Origin of the sequence: Aeromonas veronii (assembly GCF_040215105.1) — a bacterium.
GTDB lineage: Bacteria > Pseudomonadota > Gammaproteobacteria > Enterobacterales > Aeromonadaceae > Aeromonas > Aeromonas veronii_G.
Window position 1 is genome coordinate 3,409,784 of record NZ_CP157875.1, and the last position, 18,764, is coordinate 3,428,547.

The 18,764-nt window shown below is 61.9% G+C and carries 16 protein-coding genes; 13 read left to right on the top strand and 3 right to left on the bottom strand.

What is annotated here, in order from left to right; genetic code table 11:
• Window positions 1-124: 124 nt before the first annotated feature.
• From mscM to ABNP46_RS15720, 9 genes are all read left to right on the top strand, one after another.
• Window positions 125-3,391, top strand: a complete 3,267-nt coding sequence (gene mscM, locus ABNP46_RS15680) for a miniconductance mechanosensitive channel MscM (protein ID WP_349919056.1) — start codon at window positions 125-127, stop codon at window positions 3,389-3,391.
• 34 nt (window positions 3,392-3,425) lie between these two features.
• Window positions 3,426-4,103, top strand: a complete 678-nt coding sequence (locus ABNP46_RS15685) for a glycerophosphodiester phosphodiesterase (RefSeq protein WP_349919058.1) — start codon at window positions 3,426-3,428, stop codon at window positions 4,101-4,103.
• Between the two features lie 153 nt (window positions 4,104-4,256).
• Entirely contained in the window at window positions 4,257-6,134 is a 1,878-nt protein-coding gene (locus ABNP46_RS15690) for a methyl-accepting chemotaxis protein (RefSeq protein WP_349919059.1), read from the top strand.
• Window positions 6,135-6,656: 522 nt separating this feature from the next.
• Window positions 6,657-8,441, top strand: coding sequence for a fumarate reductase (quinol) flavoprotein subunit (frdA, locus tag ABNP46_RS15695; protein ID WP_349919061.1), 1,785 nt, complete (start codon window positions 6,657-6,659; stop codon window positions 8,439-8,441).
• A complete protein-coding gene (locus ABNP46_RS15700; RefSeq protein WP_349919062.1) occupies window positions 8,434-9,168 on the top strand; it encodes a succinate dehydrogenase/fumarate reductase iron-sulfur subunit in 735 nt (244 codons plus the stop codon). Before frdA ends, ABNP46_RS15700 begins: the two co-directional genes overlap by 8 nt.
• Before the next feature lie 11 nt (window positions 9,169-9,179).
• Window positions 9,180-9,578, top strand: a complete 399-nt coding sequence (locus ABNP46_RS15705) for a fumarate reductase subunit C (RefSeq protein ID WP_349919063.1) — start codon at window positions 9,180-9,182, stop codon at window positions 9,576-9,578.
• 10 nt (window positions 9,579-9,588) lie between these two features.
• Window positions 9,589-9,945 (top strand): fumarate reductase subunit FrdD, encoded by a 357-nt coding sequence (gene frdD, locus ABNP46_RS15710; protein ID WP_100861283.1) that lies wholly within the window; start codon window positions 9,589-9,591, stop codon window positions 9,943-9,945.
• A gap of 250 nt (window positions 9,946-10,195) precedes the next feature.
• Window positions 10,196-10,915 (top strand): nucleoside recognition domain-containing protein, encoded by a 720-nt coding sequence (locus tag ABNP46_RS15715; protein WP_349919065.1) that lies wholly within the window; start codon window positions 10,196-10,198, stop codon window positions 10,913-10,915.
• Window positions 10,912-11,379 carry a YjiG family protein gene (locus tag ABNP46_RS15720; protein WP_349919066.1) on the top strand — a complete coding sequence of 156 codons (468 nt, stop codon included), beginning with the start codon at window positions 10,912-10,914 and terminating at the stop codon, window positions 11,377-11,379. Before ABNP46_RS15715 ends, ABNP46_RS15720 begins: the two co-directional genes overlap by 4 nt.
• Window positions 11,380-11,449: 70 nt before the next feature.
• Here ABNP46_RS15720 and ABNP46_RS15725 read toward each other — a convergent pair whose 3' ends face one another.
• Together ABNP46_RS15725 and ABNP46_RS15730 are read right to left on the bottom strand one after the other, a co-directional pair.
• Entirely contained in the window at window positions 11,450-12,661 is a 1,212-nt protein-coding gene (locus ABNP46_RS15725; protein ID WP_349922518.1) for a winged helix-turn-helix domain-containing protein, read from the bottom strand.
• 68 nt (window positions 12,662-12,729) lie between these two features.
• Window positions 12,730-13,371, bottom strand: coding sequence for a class I SAM-dependent methyltransferase (locus tag ABNP46_RS15730; protein ID WP_349919068.1), 642 nt, complete (start codon window positions 13,369-13,371; stop codon window positions 12,730-12,732).
• A gap of 244 nt (window positions 13,372-13,615) precedes the next feature.
• Between ABNP46_RS15730 and ABNP46_RS15735 the strand changes: the two genes are divergently transcribed.
• The 3 genes from ABNP46_RS15735 (at window position 13,616) to ABNP46_RS15745 (ending at window position 16,659) form a co-directional block, all read left to right on the top strand.
• On the top strand, window positions 13,616-14,434 hold the full coding sequence (locus ABNP46_RS15735; RefSeq protein ID WP_349919070.1) for an SDR family oxidoreductase: 819 nt from the start codon (window positions 13,616-13,618) through the stop codon (window positions 14,432-14,434).
• Between the two features lie 81 nt (window positions 14,435-14,515).
• Window positions 14,516-15,202, top strand: a complete 687-nt coding sequence (locus ABNP46_RS15740) for a response regulator (protein ID WP_349919072.1) — start codon at window positions 14,516-14,518, stop codon at window positions 15,200-15,202.
• Window positions 15,199-16,659, top strand: coding sequence for an ATP-binding protein (locus ABNP46_RS15745; RefSeq protein ID WP_349919074.1), 1,461 nt, complete (start codon window positions 15,199-15,201; stop codon window positions 16,657-16,659). Before ABNP46_RS15740 ends, ABNP46_RS15745 begins: the two co-directional genes overlap by 4 nt.
• A 45-nt stretch (window positions 16,660-16,704) precedes the next feature.
• Here the strand turns inward: ABNP46_RS15745 and ABNP46_RS15750 are convergent, their stop codons facing one another.
• A complete protein-coding gene (locus ABNP46_RS15750; RefSeq protein WP_349919076.1) occupies window positions 16,705-17,220 on the bottom strand; it encodes an ATP-dependent zinc protease family protein in 516 nt (171 codons plus the stop codon).
• Window positions 17,221-17,621: 401 nt separating this feature from the next.
• Here ABNP46_RS15750 and ABNP46_RS15755 point away from each other — a divergent pair, with 401 nt between their 5' ends.
• The gene (locus tag ABNP46_RS15755) at window positions 17,622-18,665 is read left to right on the top strand and encodes a GMP reductase (protein WP_349919077.1); all 1,044 of its coding nucleotides are present in this window, start codon (window positions 17,622-17,624) and stop codon (window positions 18,663-18,665) included.
• Window positions 18,666-18,764 lie beyond the last annotated feature (99 nt).

Genomic DNA, 18,764 nt, shown 5'->3' on the forward strand with positions numbered 1-18,764 from the left:
ATAATAGCCAAACAAAACCCTTTTCACCCGTTATTTATGTTGGGAATCATTAATATGGAAAACTTTACCCACCCCCTCCCCTGCTTTAGGCTAGGGCCAACTCTCATGAACGGAAACGTGCGCCATGTTGCAACGCCTGCTCTGTCTGATGCTTTGTCTCAGCCTGCTCCCCTTTTTCGCCAAGGCCGACGATGCCATCACCCAGGTAGAGGAGCTGTTGCAAAACGTTCCCAAGACCGATAGCCCGGAAAACCAGCAACTGAGGGAGAGCTACCAGCAGGCGCTGCAATACGCCCGTGATGCCGAGCGCTACCGGGAACAGGGCAAGGCTTATCAGCAGATCCTCATCGACTACCCCAAGGAGTCCGCTCGCCTCAAGGAGAGTCTGCACAACTACCAGCCCCAGTCTCGCCCGTCCCTCTCCTCCCTCAAGGAAGATGCCCTGCGCCAGGCCATCAGCCTCAGCAGCAACCGGCAGCTCAACCTGCGCAAGGAACGCCAGGGGGTGACCGATGCCCTCAACCAGCTGGAAAGCACGGGCCAGGAGTATCACCAGCGGGTCGACGAACTGCGCAAACAGTTGCAGCAGACCCGCGCCCAGCTCGACCGGCTGAGCTTTAGCAATGGCTCGGATCGGTTGCAGGAGGCCCAGCAACTGGCGACCCGGCTCAAGGAGCAGAGCCTCTCCGACCGGATCCAGATGCTGGAACTGGAGCAACTCTCCGCCCAGCAGCGCAACGATCTCGGCAAGCTGAAGCTCCAAGAACTCAACCTCGCCATCACCGACGAGGATGAGTGGCAGGCCAGCCTGCTCGCCCAGCAGAACCTGCTGCGGCGGGAGAAGACGGAACTGGCGCTGGCCGAGAGCGAGCGCCTGCGCAGGCAGCTCACCTCGGATCTGCCCCTGTTGCAGGAGCAGCAGCAACAGAACCAGGCGCTCTCCATCCAGCTTGGTGCTCTGGAGGATCAGATTGAGCGGGTGCAGGATGAGCAGCGCGGGGTCGACAAGTCCCTCTCCGGCCTGAACGACCTGGTCAATTCGGTGCGCGAACAGCTGGAATGGCTGCAGATCAGCAACGCCTATGGGGAGAACCTGCGCAGCAAGCTCGCCGATCTGCCCGCCTACTTCCCGCTGGACAAGCTGGAGTCCGCCATCGTCAAGGCCCGCATGGCCAAGTACCAATATGAGACGGAGCAGGATGCCCTCAAGGATCCCGCCCTGGTGCGCAACCAGTTGCTGGACGGCGTGAGCTTGGACCGGGCCCAGCGATCGGTGCTGGACAATCTGCTCAAGGCCAGGCGGCAGCTGCTGACCCGTCTCAACGATGCCTCCGATACCCTCATTCAGGAGCAGACTCGCCTCAAGCTCATCTACAGCCGCCAGAACAGCAAGATCGACGAGGTGCGCGAACTCAGTGCCAGCCACCTGTTCTGGATGCCGGACGTACGTCCCCTGAGCCCCGCCGTGCTGCTCGGCGTGCCCGCAGCCCTGGGGCTGGCGCTGGATCCGGTCAACTGGCTGCAACTGCCCAAAGCCATCGCCGACAACAGCCCCATGAGCCTGACCCTGGCGGGTCTCGGCCTGCTGGGCCTGCTCTGGTGCTGGGTGAAGCTCGCACGCCACCTGACGGAGTATTGCCAGTACATAGCCCCCCGCATCGGCAAGGTGACCCAGGACAAGTTCAGCCTCACCAACCGGCTGCTGATCCGCTCCCTGCTGGCGGCCCTGCCCCTGCCTGCCATGGTGCTGATGCTCCACGGTCTGCTGGATGGCGCCTGGCAGTATCCGTTTGCCGTCGCGGTGGCCCGGGGCCTCGGCGAGATCTGGTTCCTGCTGCTGGCGCTGCTGGTGGCCCGCCACCTCACCCTGGACAAGGGGATACTGATCCTCCATTTCCGCTGGCAGAAAGAGCGGGTACAGCGGGTCTGGGGCCAGTTCCGCACCCTGCTGCTGGTACTGATCCCCTGCTTCTTCGTGCAGGGCATGGCCAGCAGCTATCAGGAGCACGCCTTCTACGACTCCCTCGGTCGCCTCTCCTTCATCATCGGGGCGCTCTGGCTGTTGCTGTTCTTCGCCCGCCTCAACCGGGAGCGGTTGCCGCTCACCTGGGGCCAGGCCGACATGAGCAAACCGCACCTGCTGCACCACTTCGTCTGGAACAGCCTGATGCTGGCTCCGCTGCTGGCGGTGCTGGGTTCCCTGTTCGGCTACTTCTACACCTCCCGCACCCTGCTGCGCCAACTGGAGCTGAGCCTGCTCACCGGACTCGGCTGCCTGCTCTTCTACTATCTGGCCCATCGCTGGATGCTGATCCAGCGTCGTCGGCTCGCCTTCGACCGCGCCAAGCAGAAGCGGGCGGAGATCCTGGCCCAACGGGGGCGGGATGAGGATGACTTGAGCTCGGAGATCCCTGACGTGATCGACGAGCCCGAGCTGGACCTGGACACCATCAGCGCCCAGTCCCTCGGCCTGGTCCGTACCCTGCTGATGCTGGGCTTCACCATGCTGCTGGTGGTGCAGTGGGCGGATCTCAATTCGGCGTTCAGTTTCCTCAGCAGCATCGAGGTGTGGCAGGTGAGCAGCAAGGTGGCGGGCATCGAACAGCTCTCCGCCATCACCTTGCAGGATCTGATGCTGACCGCCTTCGTCTTCATCCTGACCGTGGTCACCGCCCGCAATCTGCCGGGGCTGATGGAGCTCACCCTGCTCCAGCACTTGAGCCTCTCCCCGGGCACCGGCTTCGCCCTCACTACGGTCAGCAAGTATCTGGTGATCCTGATTGGTGCCCTCACCGGCTTCTCCATGCTGGGCATCGACTGGTCCAAGACCCAGTGGCTGGTGGCGGCCCTCTCGGTGGGCCTGGGCTTCGGCCTGCAGGAGATCTTCGCGAACTTCGTCTCCGGCCTCATCATCCTGTTCGAGAAACCGATCCGCCTCGGCGACACCGTCACCATCCGCGACCTGACCGGCACCGTCACCAAGATCAAGACCCGCGCCACCACTATCGTGGATTGGGACCGAAAGGAGATCATCGTTCCCAACAAGGCCTTCATCACCGAGCAGTTCATCAACTGGTCCCTGTCTGACGCCATCACCCGGGTCAAGCTGCGCATCCGCATCGGTCTGACCCAGGATCCCAAGCGGGTGCAACAGTTGCTGGAGCAGTGCGTGCAGGAGTCCACCCTGGTGCTGGATACCCCGACCCCGGAGGTGTTCCTCATCGAGTTCACCGACTCGGCCCTCATCTACGAGATCCGGCTCTACGTCAACAACATGGATCACCGCATGCCGATCACTCACGAGGTCCACTCGTTGATCCTGGACAAGCTGACCCGGCTCGGCATGCATCTGCCTCACCAGCAGATCGATATCAGGATGAGCCGGGGATAACAGTGGGCCCGACCCAGAGAGAGGAGTGACATCCATGCAGATCATTGCCCATAGAGGTGCCAGCGGACTGGCGCCGGAGAATACCCTCAAGGCTATGGCAGTCGCCATCGAGCTTGGCGCCGGGGCCATCGAGCTGGACGTACAGTGGGCAGATGGCGAGCTCTGGGTGTTCCATGACCGGCGGTTGGAGCGCTGCACCGATGGTCACGGGGTGCTCACCGAACAGTCGACCGCCTATCTGATGAACCTGGATGCGGGTCAGGGGGAATCGATCCCGACCCTGTGGCAGGTGATGACCCTGATTGCGGGGCGCTGCGAGCTGCATATCGAGCTCAAGGGAGCCCACACCGCAGAGGCGGTGGCCGCCCTGACCCAGCGCGCCGAGGCGGAGCTCGGCTTCACCCCGGCCCACTGGGTCATCTCCTCCTTCCACCATCCGGAGCTCGCCCTCTTCAAGGCAGTGCGGCCCGAACTCAGGATCGGCGCCCTGACCGCCAACCTGCCGCTCCAGCTGGCCGAGTTCGCCGAGCGACTCGGGGCCTGGTCCCTCAACTGCGACGTGGACTTCGTGGATGCGGAGCTGGTGGCGGACGCCCACCAACGAGGGCTAAAGGTCCTGGTCTATACGGTCGATGAGGTGAGTGACAGAGACACACTCGCAGCCATGGGTGTCGATGGCATCTTTACCAACCGACCAGATCGATTCAAGTGAGTATTTACGCGCCCTGGCGGGCCATGGGAGGTGAAAAAAACTGAAAATAAGTGCGCATCGGGATACATAAAATGCACGGCAGGCCGATACAAATTTGGCCAATAACAATAAAAGCACCGCAGATCTCAGACTGACGCTCACAAGGATGTAACCATGAATCTATCGATCAAGAACAAGCTGGTCCTGGCCATCGGGATCATCATTTTGCTCATCACCGGCCTGCAGGTCTGGTACAACACCACCCAACTGCGCAGCGAGACCCAGCGCCTGATCTGGAGCTTTATCGACGACAGCTCCGCCGCCAACGTCAAGGGGATCTCCCGCTGGCTCGACGCCCGCATCAGCATGGTGACCTCCACCAAGGAGGCGTTTGCCAAGGAGGATGAGCCCATCAGCCACCTGGCCCAGTCCATGCACGCGGGCAACTTCGATCTGGTCTATGCGGGCACCCAGGATGGCCGCATGATCCAGAGCAAGCCCACCGACCTGCCCGCCGGCTATGATCCGCGCCAGCGCCCCTGGTACAAGGACGCCACCGCGGCCGGCAAGCTCGCCATCACGGCCCCCTACGCCGACGCCGCCTCGGGCAACCTCATCATCACCATCGCCGAGCCCTTCACTCGCGGCAACACCCAGGGGGTGATCGCCGGTGACGTCTCCATCGACGGTCTGGTGAAAGACGTGCTGGCCACAAACTCGGAGGGCACCTACGCCATCCTGCTGGACAGCAACGGCACCATCATCGCCCACCCGGACACCTCGCTGACCCTGAAACAGGCCACCGCCCTCTCCCCGGACCTGACCCCCGCCAAGGTCAACGAACTGGCCCACGACAACACCATCTCCGAGATGGAGATCAGCGGCAAGGCGAGCGTGTTCGACTTGACCGAGATCCCCAACACCAACTGGTATTTCGGTATCGTCGTAGATGAGGCGGTCGCCTATCAGTCCGTCTCCCGCATGGTGACCTCGGCCTTGCTGCAGGGGCTGTTCACCATCCTCATCGTGGCGGGCTTCTCCTACGTCGCCATCAACGGCTCCCTGGCGCCGCTGAAAACCCTGGGCGAGGCCATCGCGGATCTCTCCCGTGGCAACGGCGATCTGACCCGCCGCATCAAGATCGAGCGCCAGGACGAGGTGGGCGCCGTCGCCAGCCACGTCAACACCTTCATCGAACGCATCCACATGATGGTGCAGGACATTTCCAACTCCTCCGGTCAGTTGAACCAGCAGGCCAGGTCCTCCCACGACATGGCGGAGAAGTCCAATCAGGGGTTGGCGCGCCAGCAGAACGAGATCTCCCAGATTGCGACCGCGGTACACGAGATGTCCGCCACCGCGGTGGAGGTGGCCAGCAACGCCGAGCAGACCGCCGAGGCCGCCCGCAGCAGCTCCAGCAGCTGTGAACACGGCAAGCAGGTGATCGCCCGCAACCAGCGCTCCATCACGGATCTGGCGACCCAGGTCAAGCAGGCCTCCGGCATCATCCAGGAGCTGGAGAAAAATGCGCAGGAGATCAACACCATCCTCTCCACCATCCAGGGCATCGCCGAACAGACCAACCTGTTGGCGCTGAACGCCGCCATCGAGGCGGCCCGGGCCGGCGAACAGGGCCGTGGCTTCGCCGTGGTGGCCGACGAGGTGCGGGTGCTGTCCCAGCGCACCCACAGCTCCACCGTCGAGATCCGCAGCATGATAGAGACCCTGCAGCGCAACACTCAGGGGGCGGTCAGCACCATGCACGAAGGCCAGTTGCTGGCTCAGAACAGCGTGGAAGATGCGAACGATGCCACCCAGGCGCTGGAGCAGATCACCACCTCCATCAACCAGATCTCCGACATGGCGACCCAGATCTCCAGCGCCGCCGAGGAGCAGCGGGCGGTCACCGACGAGGTCAGCCGCAATATCCAGGCGGTCAAGGATGTCTCGGACGAGCTGGCGGTGGATGCGGACAGCTCCCGCAACCTGTCGGCCCAGCTCAAAAATATCTCAGGCGAGCTGAACAATCAGGTGGGCATGTTCCGGATTTGATCTCATTCCGACAAGATGACAGAGAGGGCCTGATGGGCCCTCTTTTTTAGTAAAACCCTTTTCATTTCAATGGTTATAATTGTCCTTCACCACCGCTATGCTGTGATCTGCCTCCCCCTTCGGCCAATGAGATGACGCATTAGAATCCCATCGCGGCTATATTCGCATTACTTTTTCGAAGCCTTTTGGCCACAAACAAGATGTGAATAATTATTATTAAATTTTCTTGATAAAAAACTTAAAAACTTTATGGGTAATACCTAAAAAGAGAGGTATTTCTCATTTTACTGAAAGAAAAATACGTACAATCTTGGGGTTAAAGCAATGAAGGCAATGGCTGCGGCCGATCCGGAACAGCGATGGATGGCGATAACGACGGCATTTTTCTCCAAGGAATGGGGTGGTTTCAACGAAAACCACCATTGCCACGCACTAAAACAAAGCAGTTTGACTTGCATCAAGCCTGAATTTTTTTCATAGAGCAAAATCGTGCCTAGCAAATCTATCCCTAAGGAGGCAGATGTGGATATTATCAAGACCGATGTCGCCATCATCGGTGCCGGTGGTGGTGGCCTGCGTGCCGCTATCGCCATCGCGGAAGCTCACCCGGAACTGGATATCGCCCTGATTTCCAAGGTTTACCCGATGCGCAGCCACACAGTGGCCGCAGAAGGCGGCGCCGCCGGTGTCGTCCGTGACGATGACTCCCTCGAGAACCACTTCAACGACACCGTATCCGGTGGCGACTGGTTGTGTGAGCAGGACGTGGTCGATTACTTCGTCCACAACGCCACCAACGAGATGATCCAGCTGGAGCACTGGGGCTGCCCCTGGAGCCGCAAGCCGGACGGCAAGGCGAACGTGCGCCGCTTCGGCGGGATGAAGATCCCCCGCACCTGGTTTGCCGCCGACAAATCCGGTTTCCACATCCTGCACACCCTGTTCCAGACCTCTATCAAGTATCCGAGCATCAAGCGCTTCGACGAGCACTTCTGCATGGACTTGATCGTGGAAGATGGCCGCGTGCAAGGTGTCCTGACCTTCGACATCCAGAACGGCATCACCCGCTTCATCCAGGCCAAATCCGTCATTCTGGCCACCGGCGGCGCCGGCCGTGTCTATCGCTACAACACCAACGGCGGCATCGTCACCGGTGACGGCATGGCGCTGGCCTACCGCCACGGCGTGCCCCTGCGCGACATGGAATTCGTGCAGTATCACCCGACCGGCCTGCCCGGTACCGGCATCCTGATGACCGAAGGTTGTCGTGGTGAGGGTGGCATCCTGGTCAACAAGGATGGCTACCGCTACCTGCAAGACTACGGTCTGGGCCCGGAAACGCCGGTCGGCCAGCCGAAGAACAAGCACATGGAACTGGGTCCGCGCGATCGCCTCTCCCAGGCATTCTGGCAAGAGCAGCAAAAAGGCCGCGTGATCCAGGGCCCCATGGGGGATGTGGTTCACCTGGACCTGCGTCACCTCGGCGAGAAGTACCTCAAAGAGCGTCTGCCCTTCATCTGCGAGCTGGCCAAGGCCTACGTGGGTGTGGATCCGGTGAAAGAGCCGATCCCGGTACGCCCGACCGCCCACTACACCATGGGTGGCATCGAGACCAACGGTCAGTGCGCGACCCGCATGCCGGGTCTGTATGCCCTGGGCGAGTGTGCCTCCGTCGGTCTGCACGGCGCGAACCGTCTGGGTTCCAACTCCCTGTCCGAGATCGTGGTGTTCGGCAAGGTGGCCGGTGAGCACGCCGCTGAATTCGCCAAGACCCAGGATCACGGCAACACCCAGGCTCTGGCCGCCAAGGCAGAAGCGCTCATCAAGCAGCATCTCGCCCTGCTGGACATCGACGGCACCGAGAACCCGGCCGATATCCGCAACGAGCTTGGCATGTCCATGGAAGCCGGGGTCGGTATCTACCGTACCGAAGAGCTGATGCAGGGCACCATCGACAAGATCAACGAGCTCAAGGCCCGCTACAAGAAGATCAAGATCAACGACAAGTCCTCTGTCTTCAACACCGACCTGCTGTACGCCATCGAACTGGGCTACATGCTGGACGTGGCCGAAGCCATGGCTCACTCCGCCATCAACCGTAAAGAGTCCCGTGGTTCCCACCAGCGTCTGGACGGTTATGAGGAGCGCGATGACGTGAACTTCCTCAAGCACACTCTCTCCTTCTACAACGATGAAGGGGCCCCGACCATCGATTACTCCGATGTGAAGATCACTAAATCCCAACCGGCAAAACGTGTGTACGGTTCCGAGGGTGAGAAACAAGACGAGGCTAAGAAGAATGGCTGAGATGATCGAAATTGAGATCCTGCGCTACCGACCGGAGCAGGACAACGAGCCCTGGATGCAGACCTTCCAGGTGCCCTACCTGAAAGAGATGTCCCTGCTGGACGCCCTGCAGTACATCAAGGATCAGCTGGACTCCACCTTGAGCTTCCGTTGGTCTTGCCGGATGGCGATCTGCGGCTCCTGCGGCATGATGGTCAACGGCATTCCCAAACTCGGCTGCAAGACCTTCCTGCGGGACTACCTGCCGGGCAAGATGACCATAGAGCCGCTCAACAACTTCCCCATCGAGCGCGATCTGGTGGTGGACATGTCCGACTTCATCGAGAAGCTGGAGAGCATCAAGCCCTACATCATCCCAAGCGAACCGCGCAGCCTGTGCGACGGTGAGTACACCCAGACCCCGGCAGACATGGCGAAGTATCACCAGTTCTCCATGTGCATCAACTGCGGTCTGTGCTACGCGGCCTGCCCGCAGTACGGCATCAACAAGAAGTTCACCGGTCCGGCTGCACTGGCACTGGCCTATCGCTACAACGCCGACAACCGCGACAGCGCGTCCAAGGAACGGATGAAAATCCTGAGCCAGGACGAGGGCGTCTGGGGCTGTACCTTCGTGGGTTACTGCTCTGATGTCTGTCCGAAGGGTGTGGATCCGGCCGCCGCCATCCAGCTTGGCAAGGTCGAGAGCGCCAAGGACTACATGATCGCCATGTTCAAGCCGGATTGAGGAGTGAGACCATGAACAACACCCAGAGCAAACGTAAGCCCTACGTGCGCGAAATGAAGAAAGACTGGTGGCTGAAGAACGCCTTCTACACCGGTTACATGATCCGCGAAGGCACCAGTATCTTCGTCTCCATCTACGCCGTGGTGCTGATGTGGGGTCTGATGCGACTGGTTCAGGGTCAGGAAGCGTTCAACGGCTGGCTGGAATCCCTGCAAAGCCCGATCGCCATCCTGTTCCACGTCATCGCGCTGGCAGCCTGCCTGTTCCACGCCAAGACCTGGTTCGCCCTGGCCCCCAAGGCCATGCGCATCTTCCGTGGTGAAGACCTGGTGCCGGAGAAGCCGATCGTCATCGCCCAGTACCTGGCACTGGCGGTGGTATCCCTGCTTGTTCTGATCATCGTGGCCTGAGGAGAAAATCATGAGACGTTCTGACGAACCCATCTACTGGGGTCTGTTTGGTGCCGGTGGCATGGTCGTTGCCATGCTGCTGCCGGTGCTGGTCCTCATCACAGGTCTGCTGGTGCCCATGGGCATCATGGACGTGGAGACCATGAGCTACGAGCGCGTGCTCGCCTTCGCCAGCTCCTGGTGGGGTGCCTGCATCCTGCTGGTGGTCATCGCCCTGCCCATCTGGCACGGCATGCACCGGATCTACCACGGTCTGCACGATCTGGGGATCCACACCACCAAGCTGCACCACTATGTGTTCTATGGCTTCGCTTTCCTGGTGTCCGCCATCACCGTCGGTCTGCTGATGGTGCTGGTATTCCAGTAAACCGATGCTGACCACTTGAAAAACCGGGCCCAGAGCCCGGTTTTTTTATGCCCAACGCTCCCGCCATCCGGACTCGCCCCTCCCTGACAACCTCCTGCAAATCAATATTCCAAATAACAAAAGATCCACACCACAAAACACTGATAAATACATCATTTGCAGTGATGTGAATTGATAATTATCAACATGGCAGTCAATGGCTCCAACATAATCAACCCCGAGCCAAACTCTTTCCATATGGAGCCAAATCATGACTAACAAGAAACGCTCGGTGACCCTGGGCAGTTACCTGGCACTGGCCTTCGCCATCGTCTTCTTCTCGGGGCTATTGCAGTCCAATCAGTGGTACGGGGTGTTCGATTTCACCACCCTCAACGGATCGTTCGGCACCATGGTGCACAGCGTCAGCGACAGTGGTGACGGCATCAAGACCGCCATGACCGACATGCGGGGCAAGGGGGGCAACGGCGCCCGGGACGGCTTCCTGTTCGCCCTGACCCTGATCCCCACCGTGATGTTCGCCCTCGGCATGATCAACGTGCTGGAGCACTACGGCGCCCTAGAGGCTGCCCGCAAGCTGCTGACCCCGTTGCTGCGCCCCTTGATGGGAGTACCGGGCAATACCGGCCTCGCCCTCATCGCCTCCCTGCAGAGCACGGACGCCGGCGCCGCCATGACCCGTCAGCTTAAGGATGAAAAGCTCATCACCCAGCGCGAGACCGACGTCTTCACCATGTTCCAGTTCTCCGCCGGCGCCACCATAGTGAACTTCTTCTCCTCCGGCGCCGTGCTCTTCACCCTGACCCTGGCGGACGGCACCCCGGCGGTGGCCTCCTCCATCGGCCTCGCGGTGATCGTGATGTTCGCCTTCAAGTTCGTCGGCGCCAATCTGTTCCGCTTCTACCTCAACCTGACCGAGGGTAAGTCCAGCGAGAACGCCCCCACTTCAGCCCAGGAGCAAGCCAAATGAGCCAGGCCAACGTCAAGAAACCCATCGTCACCGACATCTTCGTGGAAGGGGCCAAGAAGGGCTGGGTCATCGCCACCACCTCCACCGTGCCCAACGTGCTGATGGCCTTCGTCATCATCAAGGCGCTGCAGATCACCGGTGCCCTCGGCGCCATGGTCACGATTTTCGCCCCCATCATGGCCGTCTTCGGCCTGCCCGGCGAGGCGGCCGCCGTGCTGATCGGCGCCTGGATGTCCATGGGCGGTGCCGTCGGCGTGGTCATCACCCTGTTCGACCAGGGCATACTGACCGGCACCCACATCGCCATCCTAGCCCCCGCCATCTACCTGATGGGCTCCCAGGTGCAGTACGTGGGCCGCATCCTCGGCTGCATCGGTACCGAGGGACGCTACATCCCCATCATGATCGCCATCTCGGTGCTCAACGCCTTCGGCGCCATGCTGGTGATGAACCTGATCCTCTGACGCGCCCCCGCCCAACAAAAAAGCCAGCCGCGGATAACGGCTGGCTTTTGTCATTGAGACGAGGTGAGGTCTACGCCTGCCACAGGGCCAGCAGGGGTGCCGGAATGGCGCCAAGGCGCAGGCTCGGGGTCTGGTGCCAGTCCGCCAGCTTCTGGATAGCGTTGAGGAGATCCTGGGCCAGACTCTGGCTCACCTTGACCCCGTCCTCCAGATAGAGGCTCTTGACCTCGAACACACCTTCCTTGCGATGGGCCTTGGCGTCCATCCTGCCCACCAGCTTGCCGCGACGCAGCAGGGGCAATACGAAGTAGCCGTACTGGCGCTTGGGGGCCGGGGTGTAGCACTCGATGCGATAGTCGAACCCGAACAGCTCGCTGGCCCGCTTGCGATCCCACACCAGGGGATCGAAGGGCGACAGCACGGCGCTGTGGGTCGCCTTGAGGGTCCCTGCCTGCGCCCGCGCCAGCTCGTCTGCCAATGCGGCGTGCACGAAGGCGCCGTGCTGCCAGCCTTCCACCCGCACCGGCGACAGCTCCCCCTCGTCCGCCAGTCGATGGAGCAGCTCATCGTACTTGCCCCGGCGCAGTCGATAGTAGTCCGCCACCCAGCCGGTCTTGACCAGCCCCAGTGCCCGGCAACTGGCGCGCACCATGTCTCGCTGCACGCGCTCCTTGCTCGGCAAGTCCCGGCCGTCGTCCCAGTCCGGGCGCACCCGCTCGGCGAGATCGTAGATGCGCTGGAAGTTGTGGCGCTCCTTTACCATCAGCTGGCCGGCGGTGAACAGCACCTCCAGGTGGCGCTTCTCGGGTTTCCAGTCCCACCAGCCATTGCCCTTGCCCGCCTTGCGCTCGAAGTCGCTGGCCCGCACCGGCCCGCTCGCACGCACCCGCTCGAGGATCTGCGTTATCTCGTCTTGGTGGGTCTCGAGCCACTGGGCGGAGAACTTCCAGCCCATGGCGGCGGGATCCAGCATGCGGTGGCGCAGCAGCCGATAGTCCTCACGAGGTACGAAGCAGGCCTCATGGGCCCAGTATTCGAAGATCTCCCCTCGCGCCAGCAGGCTGTCCAGCCAGCTCGGCTCGTAGTGACCGAGACGGCTGAACAGCACCAGATAGGGGCTGCGAGCTACCACCTGGATGGTGTCTATCTGCAGCAGCGCCATGCGGCGGATGCAGGCCAGTACATCGGCCGAGGTTGCCTTGCGTCTGGGGGGCGTCAACAAGCCTTGAGCGGCGAGTTGCAGGTGGCGGGCATCTTGCAGCGAGAGATGGGGGATGGACATGGCGAAACCGGCTCCTTGGTAGCAGGTCATCAGCATGCCCAACTCGGCGGCAAATGGAAACGGCGGCCTCAGGGTTTGGTGAAGACCACCACATCCGAATGGGGGAACGCGACCCCGGCCTGCCAACGGCTCCCCAGGGTGTGAAACGACGCCTCGGCGAAGAAGGTGATGTGGGTGGGATCGTGGCGATAGCGCCAGGTTTTGAAGCGATCGTCCCCCAGCACCCGCTGGGTCTGCAGTACCAGCACGCCGCCGGATTTCAGGCAGTGCCAGAGCCCGTCCAGCACGGCCCTGGGGTCGGCCAGGTGCTCGATCACCTCGGTGCTGGTGATGAAATCATACTGGCGGTTGAGCAACTCGGGTTCGTCGGCATAGAACTTGTCGTAACCCGCCATCTGGTAACCCGCTTCCCGCCCCATGGCGATGAGAGCAGGCCCTGGGCCACAGCCAAAGTCCAGGCCGCTGGCAGGGGGCGATACCCGGGACAGCACCTCCCCGAAGGCGCGCATCAGAAACCCGCGATAGCCGGGATCGTCCACCCGGTTGTCGTGACCGTCATAGACCGCCTTCTCCGCCCCGGCATCCAGATGATCCGCCGCCTCCAGCCAGACCAGTTCGCAGCCCTGGCAGCGATGGTAACGCTTGCCCGCCACGGGCAAGGGGTAGCTGTGGGGATGCTCGCAGAGCGGGCAGGAGGGGGAGGCAGACATCGTGGGTTCTCGCTGTGGGTGAGCTCGGTGTTGATGGCCCGCAGGTTGCCTGCCCCGGGCGGCGCTGACAAGGTTTTTTACCCAGAGTCTTCCCCGGAAGAACCAAGCTCCTCTCTTATCAAGCCCTTAATCCTCTCTTAAGTCTCGCCCGTTAACCTTGGGCATCATGGGCAAGGCAGCGATCCCCCGATGATCGCCCCTGCCTACTCGCCCCTTCGGCTGGCTTATCGATGGACACCTCACCATGAACCTGCAAGGAAAAACCGTGCTGCTCACCGGCGCCAGTGGCGGCATAGGGGAGGCGCTGGCCCAGGAGCTGGCAGCGCAAGGAGCAAACCTGTTGCTGCAAGGGCGCAAGGGTAGCGCGCTGGAGCGCCTGCGCCGGGAGCTCCCCCATCCTGAGCGCCATCAGATAGCAATCGCCAACCTCGCCCTGCCCGGCGAACGGTCCCAGCTGTTGCAACATCCGGCGCTGGACGAGGGGCTGGACGTGCTCATCAACAATGCCGCCACCCTCCAGTTTGCCTGGCTGGAAGATCAGAGCATGGAGCAGGTGGAGCGCCAGTTGCGTCTCAACGTGGAGGCCCCCATCCAGCTAACCCGCGCCCTGCTGCCCCGGCTGCGCAAGCCCGCCATCATCATGAACATCGGGGCCAATCTCGGTGGCGTCGGTTATCCGGGGTACAGCGTCTACTGCGCCAGCAAGTTTGCCCTGCGCGGATTCAGCGAAGCCCTGGGCCGTGAGCTGGCGGGGGCCGGCATCCGAGTGCTCCATTTCGCCCCGCGCACCACCCGTACCCGGCTGGACTCCGAGGCCGCCTACGCCATGCACCTGGCCATCGACACCCCCATCGACAGCCCCTATGACGTGGCCGAGCAGGCCATCATCGCCCTGTGCAGCGAGACTCGTCGCCGCTGGCTGGGCTGGCCAGAGGGACTGATGGTTCGCCTCAATGCCCTCTGCCCCTGGCTCATCGACTGGCAGATGGCCCGCAAGGCACCACTCATCGAGCGTTATGCCCGCCATGGGCCCGCTGGCGATACGGAGCACAACGCCAGGTAAGGGTCGCCACCTGTCACCCCTTATGATGTAAACTGAGGCCGCCCACCGCTGTGGCGGCCCGACCTATGGAGAAAAACGACGATGCGGATCCTGCTGGTGGAGGATGATGTAATGCTGGGGGATGGCATGCAGGATGCCCTGCGCCACAGCGGCTATACGGTGGACTGGCTGCAACTGGGGTTGCCGACCCTGGCGGCCCTCAAGAGCGATGAGTTTGCCGCCATGATCCTGGATCTCAACCTGCCGGACATCGACGGCCTCAGCCTGCTGCGCAAACTGCGCCGGGAAGGCCATCAGTTGCCGGTGTTGATCCTCACCGCCCGCGATGCCCTGGACGACAGGGTGATCGGGCTGGACGCCGGTTCCGATGACTACATGGTCAAACCCTTCGCCCTGCAGGAGCTCAATGCCCGCCTGCGGGCCCTGGTGCGCCGCAGCAAGGGACAGGCCCAGGCCATGATCAGCTACGGCGAGATCCTGATCCAGCCGGACGCCCAGCAGGCCAGCTACCGGGGCGAGATCGTCAGGCTCACCCCCCATGAATACAAGATCCTGCTGGAACTGGTAAGCCATTCTGGCCGGGTGCTGAGCAAGGAGCAGTTGCAGCAGAGCCTCTATGGCTGGGACGAGGGGGCCGAGAGCAATGCGGTGGAGGTGCACATCCATCACCTGCGCAAGAAATTCTACCCCGAGCTTATCCGCAACATTCGTGGCGTCGGCTACATAGTGCCGCCCCTGGATAATCCAGTAACGGGCGCCCAGTCATGACCCGGGTCCGCTCCATCCGCCGCTTCCTGCTCTCGGGCATTCTGGCCCTGGTCAGCGTCAGTCTCGCCGTCAGCGGTTTCATCGGTTATCTGGAGGCCAACCACGAGATGGAAGAGCTGTTTGATGCCCGTCTCGCCCAGTCTGCCCGCATCACCAACCAGCTGCTCAAGGGCTACATGGCCCAGCACAGCCGCTTGCCCGAGGGCGGCGCCATCTATCAGGAGTGGGAACAGAACGCCCCCGAGCCCTACCAGAAGGACACCAGCCTCAATCTGCTGGCGCGGGATCGGGAGTTCACCCCCTATGGCCATGAGTTTGAGCGCAATCTCTATTTCCAGTTGCTCAACGAGCAGGGGGAGATCCTGGTGCGCTCCCCCAGCGCGCCGACCCAACCATTGACCACCCTGGAGCGCGGTTTCAACAGCGAGACCAAGGATCATCACGAATGGCGTACCTTCACCCTCTACAACGAGGAGGAAGGCACTTGGCTCATCGCCGCCGAGCGGGATGACGAGCGTGGCGAACTGGCCAGTACCATGGCCACCCTGACCATGCTGCCCCTGTTCATCACCCTGCCCTTCCTGCTCGGCCTGCTCTGGTGGCTCATCTCCACCGGTCTCTCTCCGCTGCGCCAGGTGGCCCAGGCCATCAGCGAGCGTCACCCCGCCAACCTGAGCCCCCTCAACTTGACCATCAAGGCCAGGGAGCTGACGCCCATCGTCAACGAGATAAACCGCCTGATGCACACCCTGGCGGACACCATAGCGCGGGAGAAGCAGTTCACCAACGAGGCGGCCCATGAGCTGCGCACGCCGCTCGCGGTACTGCGCATTCACAGTGAGAACCTGATGGCCGCCGAGGATCAGCAGGAACGCGACCAGGCCCTGCACAAGATGCTGCTGGCGTTGGATCGCAGCGATCGGCTGATCCGCCAGTTGCTGACCCAGGCCCGCATCGACAATCAGCAGTCCCTGGCCCTCACCCCCCTCGATCTCAGCACCCTGCTGCAGGGGGCCCTCGCCGCCCTCGCCCCCCTGGCGCTCAAGAAGGGGCAGCAGCTATCCCTTGAGGGGGAAGAGCACCTGCAGGTCATGGGCCAGAGCGTGTTGATGGACCTGATGTTCAGCAACCTCATCGACAACGCCCTGCGCTATACGCCGGCCGATGGCGAGATAGCGGTCGTGGTCACAGCTGAGGGGAACCGGGTCAGAGTCGACGTCAGGGACAGCGGCCCCGGCATCCCGGCCGCCGCCCTCTCCCGCCTGTGCGAACGCTTCTTCCGGGTCAATCCCCAGCAAGGGGACGGGGTGGGCCTCGGCATGGCCATCGTCTCGCGCATCGCCGAGCTCCATGGCGCGGATCTGGACGTGCACAACCGCCCCCACGGCGGTCTGGAGGTCAGTATCTGGCTTCCCATCCCCCACGCTGCCACCGCCCCAGCCCGTCAGCCCCAATAGAAAACGGCCCCGCGGGGCCGTTTTCATTCACAAAAAGCGAAGGGATCAGTCGCAGCTCGGCTGCACGGTGAAGGTGCGGCTGGAGTCCACCGGTCCCAACTCGGCCAGCAGGCGCCGCCCCAGCAATACCGGATAGTTCATGTCGCTGCGATCCCGCAGGGTGAACCACTCCTTGTAGACCTTGTAACCGAGACAGATGGATATGGTCACCGTGGGCCGCTCCTCCATACCCCCTGCGCCGCGCACGGTGACGGTGCGCTCAACCGGTCGCTCCAGCGTCTGGCGCACCTCCTTGTCGGTATTGGCATCGGTCAGCACCAGAGAGAAGCGTACCCAGGGCTTGCCATCGCGTTTGAAGTGTTGCAGCGAGCGCGCATCCATCGAGGAGGTGAGAGCGCCGGTGTCGAGCTTCATTTTCACCGCCACCCCCTTGTTCGCACGGGTATCCGGCATGATCAACCCCTTCTCGACCCAGCCGTAGACGGTGGGGGCGGCCTGGGCTGCCACAGGCAGGCAAAGCAGGGTCAATAACAGCCAACTGGCCTTGTGTGATCCGGGCATGATCTTTTCCTCATCGGGCTCGGCCTCTGGTGGCTCGCCCTGTCAGAGTGAGCAGACGCAAGGGGAGTGTCAACTGGCAAGATCCCCGCAGCAGTCAGGGGTGAGCAATGGGCGAGGGTTTGGCCAAGTCCCGCGACAGCGGCTGACTCCGGGGAGAAAAAATGGGCAACGAGGAGATGAGATGAGTCCCTGACGTGGCGCTGGATGACACCCGTCGCTGAGCTCAGGTTGTGACGCCAAAGGCTACCACAAGGATTTGCAAATTATCAGTCTTGTTCTGACGGGATTTTTGCCTAGACTGTTGTAAACCGGAGGCCTTGAAAACCTGCGGTTTTTTTGTGCCTGCCGATAATTTGCCACTGCAAAGTGACGCACCAACAAGGCTCAAAAAGGAATTCTCAATGCGTATCGAAGAAGACTTGAAGCTCGGTTTCAAGGATGTACTGTTCCGCCCCAAGCGCTCTACTCTCAAGAGCCGTTCCCAAGTCAGCCTGACCCGTCAATTCACCTTCAAGCACACCCAGACCCAGTGGCAGGGGGTACCCGTCATCGCCGCCAACATGGATACCGTGGGCAGTTTCGCCATGGCAAAAACTCTGGCCAGCTTCGAGATGATGACGGCGGTGCACAAGCACTACAGCCTCGCGCAGTGGCAAGCCTTCGTGAACGACACCGACCCGGCCCTGCTCGGCCACGTGATGGTCTCCACCGGCACCTCGGAGGAGGACTTCACCAAGACCCGCCAGATCCTGGCCATGTCCGACGCCTTGCGCTTCATCTGCGTGGATGTCGCCAATGGCTACTCCCAGCACTTCGTCGAGTTCCTGCGCAAAATTCGCGAAGCCTGCCCGAACCACGTCATCCTGGCAGGCAACGTGGTCACCGGCGAGATGGTGGAGGAGCTGATCCTCTCCGGTGCCGACATCGTCAAGGTGGGCATAGGCCCGGGCTCGGTCTGCACCACCCGCGTCAAGACCGGGGTCGGCTACCCCCAGCTTTCCGCCATCATCGAGTGCGCCGATGCGGCCCACGGCCTTGGCGGCCAGATCGTCGGTGACGGCGGCTGCACCTGCCCGGGGGATGTGGCCAAGGCCTTTGGCGGCGGTGCTGACTTCGTGATGCTGGGCGGCATGCTGGCGGCCCACGAGGAGTGCGGCGGCGAACTGGTGGAGGTCGATGGATCCCCCTTCATGAAGTTCTACGGCATGAGCTCGTCCAGCGCCATGGACAAGCACGCAGGTGGCGTCGCCGACTATCGCTCCTCCGAGGGCAAGACGGTACTGCTGCCCTACCGCGGCCCGGTGGAAAATACCGTGCGCGATATCCTCGGCGGTGTGCGCTCCACCTGTACCTATGTCGGTGCCAGCCAGCTGAAAGAGCTGACCAAGCGAACTACCTTCATCCGGGTGCGTGAGCAGGAAAACAACGTCTACGGCAAGGAATAAATCCGCGATCCTGTGCCTACAGCTCAAAGAGCTGAACTCAGTGCACATGTGGGAGCAGGAGAACAACATCTACGGCAAGGAGTAACGCCCGCTTAGACC